Below are 13,092 nucleotides of genomic sequence, written 5' to 3'. Positions count from 1 at the left end.
ACGAAAACCCTTGAAGCTACCGGACGTATGAAAAGAAAATTGTTGAAGAACCTGCTGGCCCGGACGGTGCTTTGTCTGACCGTTCTGAGCATCCCGGTTTTGGTGATAGCCCAGACGCCCGTCGACCGGCCCAACATCCTCTGGATTGTTAGTGAGGACAACAATACCTCCCTGATCGGCTGTTACGGCAATCCGTACGCGACGACGCCGAATATCGACCGGTTTGCCAAAGAAAGCATTCTGTACAAAAATGCGTTTTCAACCGCCCCGGTTTGCGCTCCCTCGCGCAACACACTGATTACGGGCATGTATCCGCCCTCGCTCGGGACCGAGCACATGCGGAGCACGAATCCGGTGCCGTCGTTTGTGAAGTTTTTCCCGAAGTATCTGCGGGAAGCGGGCTATTACACGACGAATAATGCCAAAAAAGATTACAACACGGTCGAGCAGCCCGACGCCTGGAACGAGTCGAGCAATGCGGCAACGTACAAAAACCGCCAGCCGGGCCAGCCGTTTTTTGCGGTTTTCAACCTCAACGTTTCGCACGAAAGTTCGCTGCACCAGCCTGCGGCTTCGCTCCACCACGACCCGGAGAAAGCGCCGATTCCGCCGTACCACCCGCGAACGACCGAGTTCAAGCACGACTGGGCGCAGTATTACGACAAGGTGGAGGAAATGGACCGGCAACTGGGCAAACTCCTGACCGAGTTGCGGGAAGCCGGACTGGCCGACAACACCATCGTCTTCTATTACGCCGACAACGGCGGGGTGCTGGGCCGTAGCAAGCGGTTTATGTACGAATCGGGACTGCATGTGCCGCTGGTGGTGCATTTGCCCAAAAAATACGCCCATCTGGCCAAGGCAAAACCCAGCTCGCAAACTGATCAACTGGTGACGTTTCTGGATTTTGCCCCCACGATTCTGAGTCTGGTCGGTATTAAAATCCCGGACTATATGCAGGGACAGGCGTTTCTGGGAACACAGCAAAAACCGGAACGCCAATACGCCTACGGTTTTCGGGGGCGAATGGACGAAGCCATCGACCTGTCGCGCTCGGTGCGGGACAAGAAGTTTCGCTACATCCGCAACTATTTGCCGCACCGGATTTACGGCCAGCACCTCGATTATTTGTGGAGAGCGCCGTCGATTCCGTCCTGGGAAGCCGAGTTCAAAGCCGGTCGGCTGAACGAGACGCAGGCCCGGTTCTGGATACCCAAACCGGCGGAGGAATTGTACGATGCGATTGCCGATCCCGACAACATTCACAACCTGGCTACCGACCCGCGCTATGCCAAGGAATTGACCCGGTTGCGGAACGCCAACGAACAATGGCTTCGGCAGAGCCAGGATGTAGGTTTTATTCCCGAAACCCTGCTCGCCCGGATTGCCGAAAAAACGCCTTTGTACGATTACGCTCGCAGCGGAAAGTATAACCGGAACCGGGTCATCGAAACCGCCACCCTGGCGTCGTCGCGCCAGCCGGGCGATGGCAGGGAACTGATTGACCGGCTGGCCGATCCCGATCCCATTGTCCGGTACTGGGCGGCTACGGGCTGCACGGTGCTGAAACTGGTTCCGGCGAAAACCGCCTTGCAGCAACGGCTTCAGGACGACGAAGAAACCGTGCAGGTGGCGGCTGCGGAAGCCTTGTACCAGCTTGGCGAAACCGCCGAAGCGGTGGCGGCACTCCAAAAAGCGTTGTCCAGTTCCAGCCGTCCGGTGCGGCTTCAGGCGCTGAACGCACTCTTAGCGATTGGCCCGGACGCGGCTCCCGCGCGGGAAGCGGCCCGGGCGTTGATCCCGAAAAATCCGTCGCCGAATGCCGTTAACGAAGCCTATGATGTGCGGGCGGCCCAAAACCTGGTGGAAGTGCTTGAAAAGTGATTTCCAACCAGCAGAAAATGACGTTCTTTACAAAGGAATAAACCAGAAACCGCTGGTTTTCCTAAAGCCCTAAACCATTCCGTTATGCGTCTTACCCTTCTGACCGGACTTCTGCTTTCGCTGCTTGGCAGCGGCTTCGTGGGATTTATTCAACAACCGCCAGCCGCTGCAAAACCCAACGTGATCATCGTCATGGCCGACGATCTTGACAGTCGGCAGTTGAGTTGCTACGGGGGCCGGAACCTGCGAACCACCCACATCGACGCGCTGGCGGCTGAGGGCCTGAAATTCAACCACATCTACGCGTCCGAAGCGATGTGTGTGCCCACGCGGGCGTCGTTGTTTACGGGCTTGTATCCCGTTCGGCACGGATCGTTTCAGAATCACAAACCGGTTTATAACGATCTGAAAAGTGTCGGCCATTACCTGGCCGACCTGGGCTACCGCGTCGGGCTGACGGGCAAAGACCACAGTACGAAACCGAAAACCGTCTTTCCGTTTGAGATTGTCAGCGGTTTTGAACCGAATTGCGTGGCCGCGACGGACGATTACACGCTGGACGGCGTCAAAGAATACATGACGCGGGATAGTAAACCGTATTGCCTGTTCGTGATGAGTATCAATCCACATACGCCCTGGACCGTCGGCGACACGACCGAATTCGATGCGGATAAACTGGTTCTGCCATCGTACTGCGTCGATACGAAACTGACCCGCCGACAGTTTGTAAAATATCTCGCGGAGGTTCGGCGGCTCGACAATCAGGTGGGCGACATTACCCGACTGCTGAAAGAAACCGGGCAGGACAAAAACACGATCGTGATTTTTCTGGGTGAACAGGGTGCGCAGTTTCCGGGGGCTAAGTGGAATCTGTATGACGCCGGTCAGAAGAGCTCGATGCTGGTCAGATGGCCCGGCACCGTGAAGCCCCGGACGCAAACCGACGCGCTGGTGCAGTACGAAGATATTACGCCGACGCTCATCGATCTGGCGGGCGGCAAACCGGTGGCCGGTCTGGACGGGAAGAGCTTCCTGCCGGTTTTGCGCGGACAGAGCCAGCAGGCGCGGGATTTCACCTATGGCATTCACAACAACATTCCCGAAGGCAATCCGTATCCGATCCGGAGCATCCGCGACACCCGCTACAAGCTGATTCTGAACCTGACACCCGACTCGGAATATTACAACCGCTTCATGATGAACGCCAGTGCCCAACGCCGGGATGGCAACTCGGTCTGGTTTTCCTGGATCGATCGGGCCGAAAGCGATCCACAGGCGAAACGAATCACCGACCGGTTTGTGAAACGACCCGCCGTCGAATTTTACGATACGCAGACCGACCCTTCGGAGTTCAGGAATCTGGCGAATGACTCGACCCAGCAAAACCGCATTCGGCACTACCGGCAGAAACTGGAAGCCTGGATGAAACAACAGGGCGACACCGGGGCCGCGCTGGACATCACGTACGCCAAAAAACCGGACTAACCGATGGAAAACCGTCCACTTTTCTTATTTGTTTGGGCGTTCCTGCTGGTGTCGGGGACGGTTTTGGGGCAATCGGCACCAGCTAAACCGAACATCGTCTTTATCATGGCCGACGACCTCGGCTACACGGATCTGGGCTGCTACGGCAATCCGTACATCCGCACGCCCAACATCGACAAGCTGGCGAAAACCGGTCTGCGGTTTACGGAAGCCTACTCGGCTTGCCCGGTTTGCTCGCCCTCGCGGGCGGCCATCATGACGGGTAAGCACCCGGCCCGGTTGCACCTGACCAACTTTATTGCCGGGGATCGCAAAGACCCCAAATCGCCCCTGCTGCCCGCGCAGTGGACCAAATATTTGCCGTCGGCCGAAACCACGCTGGCGGAAGTGGTGCAGAAGAACGGCTACGCCACGGGCATGGTCGGGAAGTGGCACCTGGGTTCAGCCGACTCCACCAGCCCATCGGCTCAGGGTTTTGCCTACGACCGCGTGATTGCCAGAAACGGCCTGGATTATTACAACTACACCATTACCTCGAAAGGCAAAACCGTCTTTGAAGACCAGGGCACGAAGTACCTGACCGACCAGTTGACGGACTACGCCCTGGAGTTTATCGACCAGCACAAAACCGGGCCATTTTTTCTGTACCTGACGTATTCCGCCCCGCACATCATGCTCGTGCCCCGGGCCGACAAGTTGAAGTATTACTTCGACAACTACGGAAAATCGGGCGGCAAATACGACCCCAATTATGCCGCCATGATCGAGAGTATGGACGACGGCGTCGGGCGCGTCATCGACCAGCTCACGAAGCTGAACCTGCTTGATAACACGATTCTGGTGTTCACCTCCGACAACGGCGGACTCGGCCTGCCCGAACTGGGCCAACGCCCGACGACACTGGAACCGCTGCGGGCCTGGAAGGGCCATGTGTACGAAGGCGGTATTCGCGTGCCGCTCATCTTTTCGTGGAAAGGCCGGATTGGCGCGCAGACCGAGACGAAAAATTACATCACCGGCACGGACTTTCTGCCCACCTTTCAGGAGCTGCTGGGAATAACCGGCCAACCCGCCAGCCCGGACGGAAAGAGTTTTGCCCGGGTGCTGAGATCACCGGAACTGGCCGTGGAACGGGGACCGATTTTCTGGCATTATCCGCATTTCAGCAATCAGGAAGGCCGACCGGCCGCAGCCGTGCGCTTGGGTGATTACAAACTGGTGGAACTGTACGAAACCGGTAAACTCGAATTGTACAACCTGAAACAGGATATTTCCGAGCAAAAAGACCTCGCGGCCGCTTTGCCGGACAAGACCAACGAACTGGCCGCTTTGCTCAGGAAATGGCGCTCGGAGGTAAAGGCCAACATGCCCGAACCCAATCCGGAATATAAAAAACCGTAACATGCCCAACCCCCGAAGGGTAGGACTGTTAAGTGCTCGATTGGTAGGTTACCATTTCTTGAAAATCTATTAAATCTATAGAATCAGCATTTTTACACGAATCTGAACTTAGCCATTTTACCTCATCTATAACCAATCTCCATGCACCGAATTCTGCTCATTTTCACCTTCGTAACGCTAAGCCTGAACCTGACGCTCGGCCAGTCCAAAAACCAGTCATCGGCCCAAAAACCGAACATCATACTGGTGATGGTCGACGACCTGGGGTATTCGGATTTTGGCGCGTACGGGTCGGAAATCCAGACGCCGACCATCGACAAACTGGCCGCCGAGGGCCTGCGGCTGCGCGAATTTTACAACAATTCCATTTGCGCGCCGACGCGGGCGTCGCTCATTACGGGGCAATACCACCACAAAGCCGGGGTGGGCTATTTTAACGTCAACCTGGGGTTACCGGCTTATCAGGGCTGGCTCAACAAGGAGTCGCTGACGTTCGGCGAAGTGCTGAAACAGGCGGGTTACAACACGTATCTGTCGGGCAAATGGCACGTTGGGAACGACAGTCTGTACTGGCCCAACCAGCGCGGTTTCGACCGGTTTTACGGGTTCATCGGTGGCGCCAGTAACTTCTACGACATCAGTCCGTACAAAGACAAGGTGCCGCCCGTCGAGCTGGTCGAAAACAACCGGCGCATCAACCTGGAGCCCGGCAAATACCTGACCGACGAGATTATGAACCACGCGATTTCGTACATCAACGAGTCGAAAAACAAACCGTTCTTCCTGTATCTGGCCTACAACGCGCCCCACTGGCCGTTGCAGGCCCCCGCCGAAGACATTGCCAGATATAAAGAATCCACCATGGGACCGGGCCTCACGCTGGCAGCTTATCAGGCTCAGCTCAAAACCGACAAACTGGTGCTGGTCGATTTCGGCTCGCGCTATTGCGGTTCCTGCAAAAAACTGGCTCCGACGGTCGATGAAATTGAAAAAGAACAGGCCGCCAACGTGAAAGTCATCCGGATTGAAGCCTACGAAAACAAAGGACTGGTGAAGGAATTGGGCATTACGGCGCTGCCGACACTGGTGCTGTACAAAGGCGATCAGGCCGTCTGGAAGAAAACCGGTGTCACGCCCAAAGGCGAAATTCAGTCCAGCATTGCCGAATCGCTCTGAGTATTCTCACGAGTTATTTACAGAAACTAAATGCCTTGATTCAAGTTTAAATTTGGTTTTGTATTCGGTAGAAGCCTTGGCACGATGCTGAGGCTTCTCTATTCAAACCGCTCCTCCGCGTAAACAAATACGACATCAGGGTCCTGATTCCGTTGTGTCGACTTTCGGATTCGCTACTTCAGCTTTTTTCGCAGCCAGGCTCTGACCGGTTCATCGTACCATTTTAAACTTAGGTAAGCCAGCACGATAGCCCCCGAAAAAGTGAGCAGGGCGTAGGGCCAGGCCTGCCCTAAAGTAATGCCTTTATGATGGCTTACCCAGGCCACATAAAAATAGACAAGCACATAATGCGTCATGTATAAAGGATAGGAAAGGTCACCCAGAAACTGACAAATTTTAGCTTCCGTTTGGCTACGCACCACCCCACTGGCACCGAGATAAACAATGAGCGGAAAGACAAGGATGATGCAAAAAGCTTCGTATAAACCGTTCATCCAGAGACGCTCGGCACCGCCTATTCGGGGCATCAGCAACACAACCGCAACCAGCAGGCTACACCACAGGAAAGCATTTTTGATGGAGGTAGGCCGTGCTACCCGCGATAAAAGCAAACCGGCAAAAAATGGAAATATCGTACGCGTTATTCCAACCCGCAGTTGTTCGGTATTGAGTGTCCAGCCACCGGTCACGTCTCCGTTCGGGTTCGTAACCGCAAAATGCAGCAGCACTGCCCCGGCCAGTACGACAAATAAAGCCAGGGCTTTATTCGATAATTTTCGTAACCCCAGGGCGTAAAGAACATTGGCGATGTACTCGAAAAATAATGACCAGCCGACACTATTGAGCGGATGCATTTCTTGCCAGCCGCGAATATCCATGGAAAGGGGTATGGGTAAAATCGTACAGCCGATCAGCGTTACGACGACCAGCTTCCATACCGGAACGGTATGTATCAGCGGCCATATTGGTGAGTCAGTAAAATAAAAGCCCAGGCCGCCGAGTATCATGCCCAGGACAACGAGTGGTTGCAGCCGCACGAACCGACGCCGAAGAAAACCGCTGATGGTTAACTGGTTCCATCGGTCGTCGTACGCATAGCCAATGACAAAGCCGGATAAGAGAAAGAAAAAATCAACGGCCAGGTAACCATGATTGACAACATTGTCAAGGTGGCTGCTGGCCAGCGGCTCGGTCAGGTGAAAAAACACCACGATAATCGCGGCTACTCCCCGAAGTCCATCCAATAGTTGATAATGCGGCCTGGTGCCAAGTTCGTTGTTGTCCATCAATAGCAGAAAATTCAGCAATATACGATCATGTTAGGGAATAAATTGAAGTAAAGGCATTCCCTGACGTCATATCCCCGAGTCGGGCATGGCGTTTTCTCCCGTGCCACCTACGCGTTATTTGGTTTCTTGTCAGCGAATTTTTCCGCTCCGGGTCGAGTCGTGAAAGATAATATTATAAATACATAGAGAAGTAGGAGAAAGCGGACTACCCGGAAGCTAGTTTTGTGAATCAGTGACCTAAAATCTAACTTCATTCCCTGACTACAAACCGTTCGCATGGAATCTGAAAACAAGCAAAACCGCCGGTTTTTTTTGCGCAGCGGTTTACTCAGTGCCGCCACCGCCCCGGTCCTGCCGAGCCTGTTTGCCCCGGCTCCCGCTAAACAACCGGCTATTCCACCTAAAAAAAACGCACTGGACCAACACCGTAACCTGTTCAACGGCGATACCTGCGTGTATTTTTACAACCCCGAACGCTGGCAGCCCGAAGATTACACGATGAAAACCGTGGTCAATCCGCGAACGGGCAAGATGGGAACCAAACCCGTGGCCATCGGCGGACCGTTTCAGGCAAAGGCGATTCACCGCTACGTGGATTTGCTGGCCGACAACGGGATCGACACCTTTGTCATCAACGCCAACGCCAACCGGGCCTGGTATCCGAGCAAGAAAATTCCCAGCATTCTCGACGGCTACAAGCGCGGGGATCGGGAGTTTTTTCGCGGCCACGCGATTTGTCAGGGCATTACCGAACCCGAAGCGGTAGAGGAATTTCTCGATAATTTTGAGCGGTTCATGAATCGCTACCAGGACCTGCTCGACGCGGGTGTGGACTGGCTGGCCGAAACCGCCAAAGCATGCCGACGCCGGAAAATCTCGCCCTGGGTCAGCATTCGGATGAACGACATGCACGGTAGCCGGAACGTGGACGGCAGTTTTTTCAATCTTCCGCTGTTCAAGAAAGACGAGATGCGGCTCAAGCACGCGTCGTACGGCTTGCAAAATGCGCAGGACCGGATTGGTTTTAACTACGAAAAACCGGAAGTGCGCGCCCTGATGTTCGAGCAGATTCGGGAGGTCGTGGAAGATTACGATTACGAAGGGCTGGAACTGGACTGGTGGCGGCAACCGCTCTGCTGCGAACCCGGCGCGTCGGACCAGACCATCGCCATGATGAACGACTGGTTCCGGCAGATTCGGGAACTGACCCAGCGCCGGGCGAAGAAAACCGGAAAACCGTATCCGTTCGGGATGCGCATTCCGGGGGCACTGGACTCGCTGAAAGCCATTGGCATTGACGTGGTTACGCTTACGCAGGAGGGAACACTCGACTTCATCATTCCGGCCGGTTTCTGGGCTACCACCTGGGACATGCCGCACGACGAATTCCGGAAACGCCTGGGCGAGCGCGTCACGATTTACGGGTCAGTAGACGACGGGGCCAATTCCCTGCCGACGCAAAATGAGTCGGGCAGCGTTGAGCAGCGCATGCGCTACATTGGGGCTAACCCGGAAGTGGAGCGGGCCAACGCGGCCGGAAAGCTGGCGATGGGCGTTCACGGCATCGAATGGTTCAATTTCTTCTGTTCGGATCAGCCGCTCATCCCGGGCCTTAAGGCCGATTATACCGCTTTGCGCGACATTCATAAACTGGATTTTTTACGCGGGAAACCGAAGCATTACTGCTTCAGCACGGCCGGTGCCTTCTTCAATCCAACGCCGTTTGAGCTACCGGCCCAACTGCCCGCCAGCATCGGCCCCTTTGCCCAACGACCTTTTCAACTCGCGATGTGCGCCGAACCCGCCGATAAGAACCTGGAACTGGTGGTGCAGGTGGTGCTCAAAGCCGAAGATAAACCGGGCTTTCTGCCGGTATCGGTAAATGGGTGCTGGCCCAATCTGAAAAATGAAAAAAGTCAGAAGCTCTTGACCTCCTGCGGTTCGCTGACGCATCTGACCAAAGAGCATCTCGGGTATAATTACCGGTTTCCGGTTTCGCTCCTGACCGACGGCTGGAACAAAATTGTCGTTGAAAATCAAAGCAAGGAAACCATCACGGTTGCGGCCATCGAGATCGGCGTTCTGGCCAAAACGGTGTAAGACCGCCGGGAACTCACCATGAAAATTACAGACGTTCAAACCATTCTGCTGACGGGTCCCTGTACGGGTGATCCGTTTCTTTCCGAAGCCCGAAAACTGCGCAGTGCAGCCTTTATTCGCATCGAAACCGATGCCGGACTGACGGGCCTGGGCGAGACTTACGCCGGTTATTTTTTTCCGGAAGGCGTACCGGCCATTGTGGAATTTTTCAAGCCGATTCTTATTGGCAATACCGTTGATAATATCCCGGAATTGTGGCAGCGGATGTACCAGTGCGGCAATTTCTGGTGCCGGGTCGGGCTGGGCGCCATCGTGCTGGCCGGGATCGAAGCCGCGCTTTGGGACCTGAAAGGCAAGGCGCTGGGCGTACCGGTTTATCAGTTGCTCGGTGAAAACTGGAAAGCGCATTTCCCGGAAACCGCCGACGAATCCTTCCAGCCGCAGACCCGGCTTCCGGCGTATGCGACCGGCGGCCCCAGCAATTATCCGCTGGAAAAGCTGGGTGAGAAAATTGCATTTTACCAATCGCTGGGGTTTCAGGGCGTGAAAATCGGGGCCGGAGCATACTGGAAAGAAGCCGGTTTTACGGTTTCCGTAGACCCCGCCGAAGCCGCCGACCTGGAAGCGAAAAAAGCTGATTTCGTGCGGCAGCAGTTTGGCAATGAACTTCGGCTGCTGTTCGACGCGCACATGGGCAATAGCCCGACGCTGACCTGGGGCCTCGAAACCGCCACCGCCGTGGCGCGGGCGCTGGAACCGTATCAGCTGTTTTTTCTGGAAGAACCGCTGCACTACACGCGTCCTGATCTCTACGCCGAACTCCGCCGGAACACCAAAACCGTGATCGCGGGGGGCGAATGCCTGACGGCGGTTTGCGAATGGCAGACCTTCATCGAGCAGGATAGTTTCGGCGTCGGGCAGCCGGACGCGTCGTTTACGGCGGGTCTGGATCAGTTTATGCAGGTAGCCGCGAGCCTGGCGCAGCGCGGGCAGAAAATTGCGCCCCACGCCTGGGGAGCGGGCGGTTCGCAGATGCAGAATATTCACGCCGGTTTTGCCTGCCCGAACACGATTATCCTGGAAGTGGCTCCGGCCTACGGCCCGCTGCACAGCGAGGTGATCGGCGACAGTTTGCTGATGAAAAACGGCCACGTTCAGCGCCCCGAAAAACCGGGTCTGGGCATCGAATTGACGGACGAAACGATCCGGCGGTTTCCGTTTATCCCCGGCAGTGGCGAATTCAACAGCGTTCCCGGAAAAATCCTGACGACCTGAAACCATGCTGAACGTTTTGATCGACATGCCGGTTTACGAACCGGTTTTGCGGCAGTTGCAACAAACGCCGGGCGTTGCGGTGGAAGTGGTCGCGCAGCCCGAAGAAAAAGTGCGGCCTTTGCCGGTCAGTCAGATTCAGGATTGCGACGTTTTATTCTGCACCTTTCTGCCCGAAAACCACGAAGCGATGACGCGGCTGAAACTGGTGCAGATCAGCTCGGCGGGCTACAGCCAGTTGTTCGGTAAAAACCTGACGGCACGGGGCGTCCGGGCGTGTAATTCGCTGGGCGTGTTCGATGTGCCGATTGCCGAATGGAACATCGCGATGATGATCAATCTGGCGCGGGATGTGCGCGGGCTGGTCCGAAATCAGGAAAATCGGGTCTGGGATCGATCAGCGCGGTTTCAGAAGGAAATTCGCGGTTCGGTGGTGGGTATCTGGGGGTACGGCGGGATTGGCCGCGAAACCGCCCGGCTGGCGAAGGCGCTGGGCATGACGGTTCACGTACTGGTTCGGCAACCGATTCAGAACCGGGATACGGTTTTTTGCGTGCCCGGCACCGGTGACCCCGAGGGTACCTTGCCCGACCGGGTTTTCTATGGTCACGAGAAAGAAGCATTTCTCAACGGACTGGATTTTCTGGTAATGGCCGTTCCGCAAACCGCCACCACCACGGGCCTGGTTGGAGAAGCCGAGTTGCGGATGTTACCGCCCACGGCTTTTGTGCTGAATCCCGCGCGCGGGCCCCTGATTCAGGAAACCGCTTTGTTGAAAGCCCTGCAGGAAGGCTGGATTGCGGGGGCCGCGCTCGACACGCATTACCACTATCCGATGCCGCCGGAGCATCCGCTCTGGGCGTTGCCGAACGTTATCCTGACGCCCCACATTTCGGGTTCGAGCCTGAGTCCCCGGTTTCTGGAACGGGTTTCGTCCATTTTTTTGCAGAACGTCGAACAGTTTCTGGCGGAAAAACCGTTGCTGAACGAGCTGACGGTTTCGCAACTGGCCGGGAACTGACTCCAAAAACCGGAAATTCAGCGCACGGTTAGTACAATACGTTTATGATTTAGAGTTTATGGACTACCTATCGCTTCAGGATTAAAACCATAAACTCTAAACCATGAAAGTCCGCTAATTAAACCGGTGGTTCCCAGCCTTTTTCGTATTCCCGGCTCCAGAGTTTCATCGCTTCTTTATCGCGGATGTGGCCGTTTTTGGAATCGATATCCAGCGTTTTGTTGGTACGGTAGGCAATATTGGCCAAATGGCAAAGCAGGGTGCTTTTTGCGCCCTCGTCGATGGTCGAGTTTTGCTTTTCCTTGCCCCGAATGGCGTTAAAGAAATTGACAACGTGCCGGGTCGTCATGTCACCGCCACCGCCCAGAGCAGTTCCCGCTTCCGAGCCTTTCGATTTGCTGTCTTTCACGAGTTTTCCCTCGCGATTGAAAAGCTGATAGCCGTCGCGATCAACGTACACGCTGCCCGTGCTACCGTAAATGATGGTGCCCCGGTCGCTGCCATAGGTTTTATGGCCGCTCCGGCTTTTGCCATCCCATTTGATGATTTTGTTACCGGGAAACCGGAACGTGGCATCCATCGTGTCGTACATGGTCCAGCCGTCGTTCAGAAAATGCCGTTTAGCGGCCTCGACCGAAACAAACTCCGGAAACTCGACCTGCAACGCCCAGCGGGCTACGTCCAGTTCGTGCGTGGCATTGTTCCCGCTTTCGGCGGTTCCGTAATGCCAGCCGTACCAGTGCCAGTTGTAATCCCAGGTATCGTGGGTATACGGTCGGCGCGGGGCCGGGCCCTGAAACAAATCCCAGTCCAGGCCGTCGGGAACGGGTGCCGGTTTCGCAACGGGCACTTCGCCCCGGGCCGCCGTGTAAAAAGCAACGGCCTTGTACGGCGTTCCAATGGCGCCGTTGTGAATCTGGTTAATCACGTCGATCGACTCCAGCGCCGAGCGTTGCTGGTTTCCCATCTGAATGATCTTTCCGTATTTTTTCTGAATCTCGATCAGAATTTCGCCCTCCCGGGGGTTCTGGCTGCACGGTTTTTCGACGTAGACGTGCTTACCCGCCAGCACCGCCAGCCAGGTGCCCGGCGCATGCCAGTGGTCCGGCGTCGCGTTGATCAGCACATCCACATTCTTGTCGGCAATCACCTTCCGGATATCGTTTTCCAGCTTCGGCTTGTAGTCGATAAACTTCGAGAATTTCTGAAGGCCGTCTTCCCGCTGTTTTTTCATGACATCGCACAAATACACCAGCTCGACGTTGCTATCTTTCCGCGAAATAGGGTCGTAATACGCGCCCAGCCGCCGGCCAAGCCCGGCAATGGCAATATTCAGCCGCTCGTTGGCACCAATTACTTTGGCGTAGCTTTTCGCCGACAGGCCGGTTGCCAGTCCGCCAAATGTAATTCCAGCCGTGCTTAAAGCGGCCTTTTTAATAAAATCTCGACGGGTATTTTCCATTG

Annotated in this window: 9 protein-coding genes; 7 read left to right on the top strand and 2 right to left on the bottom strand. The window is 55.5% G+C overall.

Annotated features, from left to right (window positions below; all coding sequences use genetic code 11):
- Positions 1 to 27: 27 nt before the first annotated feature.
- The 4 genes from GJJ30_RS06275 to GJJ30_RS32290 all read left to right on the top strand — a co-directional run bounded on the left by GJJ30_RS06275 (position 28) and on the right by GJJ30_RS32290 (position 5,946).
- On the top strand, positions 28 to 1,884 hold the full coding sequence (locus GJJ30_RS06275; RefSeq protein ID WP_154174289.1) for a sulfatase-like hydrolase/transferase: 1,857 nt from the start codon (positions 28 to 30) through the stop codon (positions 1,882 to 1,884).
- Between the two features lie 84 nt (positions 1,885 to 1,968).
- On the top strand, positions 1,969 to 3,369 hold the full coding sequence (locus tag GJJ30_RS06270; protein WP_154174288.1) for a sulfatase family protein: 1,401 nt from the start codon (positions 1,969 to 1,971) through the stop codon (positions 3,367 to 3,369).
- Between the two features lie 3 nt (positions 3,370 to 3,372).
- Entirely contained in the window at positions 3,373 to 4,770 is a 1,398-nt protein-coding gene (locus GJJ30_RS06265; protein ID WP_154174287.1) for a sulfatase, read from the top strand.
- 141 nt (positions 4,771 to 4,911) lie between these two features.
- The gene (locus GJJ30_RS32290) at positions 4,912 to 5,946 is read left to right on the top strand and encodes a sulfatase-like hydrolase/transferase (RefSeq protein ID WP_154174286.1); all 1,035 of its coding nucleotides are present in this window, start codon (positions 4,912 to 4,914) and stop codon (positions 5,944 to 5,946) included.
- 173 nt (positions 5,947 to 6,119) lie between these two features.
- Here the strand turns inward: GJJ30_RS32290 and GJJ30_RS06255 are convergent, their stop codons facing one another.
- A complete protein-coding gene (locus GJJ30_RS06255; RefSeq protein ID WP_229312987.1) occupies positions 6,120 to 7,253 on the bottom strand; it encodes an acyltransferase family protein in 1,134 nt (377 codons plus the stop codon).
- Between the two features lie 258 nt (positions 7,254 to 7,511).
- Here GJJ30_RS06255 and GJJ30_RS06250 point away from each other — a divergent pair, with 258 nt between their 5' ends.
- The 3 genes from GJJ30_RS06250 to GJJ30_RS06240 are packed head-to-tail and all read left to right on the top strand — an operon-like array spanning position 7,512 to position 11,628.
- The gene (locus GJJ30_RS06250) at positions 7,512 to 9,335 is read left to right on the top strand and encodes a glycoside hydrolase family protein (protein WP_154174285.1); all 1,824 of its coding nucleotides are present in this window, start codon (positions 7,512 to 7,514) and stop codon (positions 9,333 to 9,335) included.
- Between the two features lie 18 nt (positions 9,336 to 9,353).
- Entirely contained in the window at positions 9,354 to 10,610 is a 1,257-nt protein-coding gene (locus tag GJJ30_RS06245; RefSeq protein WP_154174284.1) for a mandelate racemase/muconate lactonizing enzyme family protein, read from the top strand.
- Between the two features lie 4 nt (positions 10,611 to 10,614).
- Positions 10,615 to 11,628 (top strand): D-2-hydroxyacid dehydrogenase, encoded by a 1,014-nt coding sequence (locus GJJ30_RS06240; RefSeq protein WP_154174283.1) that lies wholly within the window; start codon positions 10,615 to 10,617, stop codon positions 11,626 to 11,628.
- Between the two features lie 118 nt (positions 11,629 to 11,746).
- Here GJJ30_RS06240 and GJJ30_RS06235 read toward each other — a convergent pair whose 3' ends face one another.
- On the bottom strand, positions 11,747 to 13,090 hold the full coding sequence (locus GJJ30_RS06235) for a Gfo/Idh/MocA family protein (RefSeq protein WP_154174282.1): 1,344 nt from the start codon (positions 13,088 to 13,090) through the stop codon (positions 11,747 to 11,749).
- Positions 13,091 to 13,092 lie beyond the last annotated feature (2 nt).

The organism is Larkinella terrae, from assembly GCF_009668025.1.
GTDB classification, from domain to species: Bacteria; Bacteroidota; Bacteroidia; order Cytophagales; family Spirosomataceae; genus Larkinella; species Larkinella terrae.
Note: the sequence above shows the minus strand (reverse complement) of the source record. Positions and strands in the feature narration are given on the sequence as shown.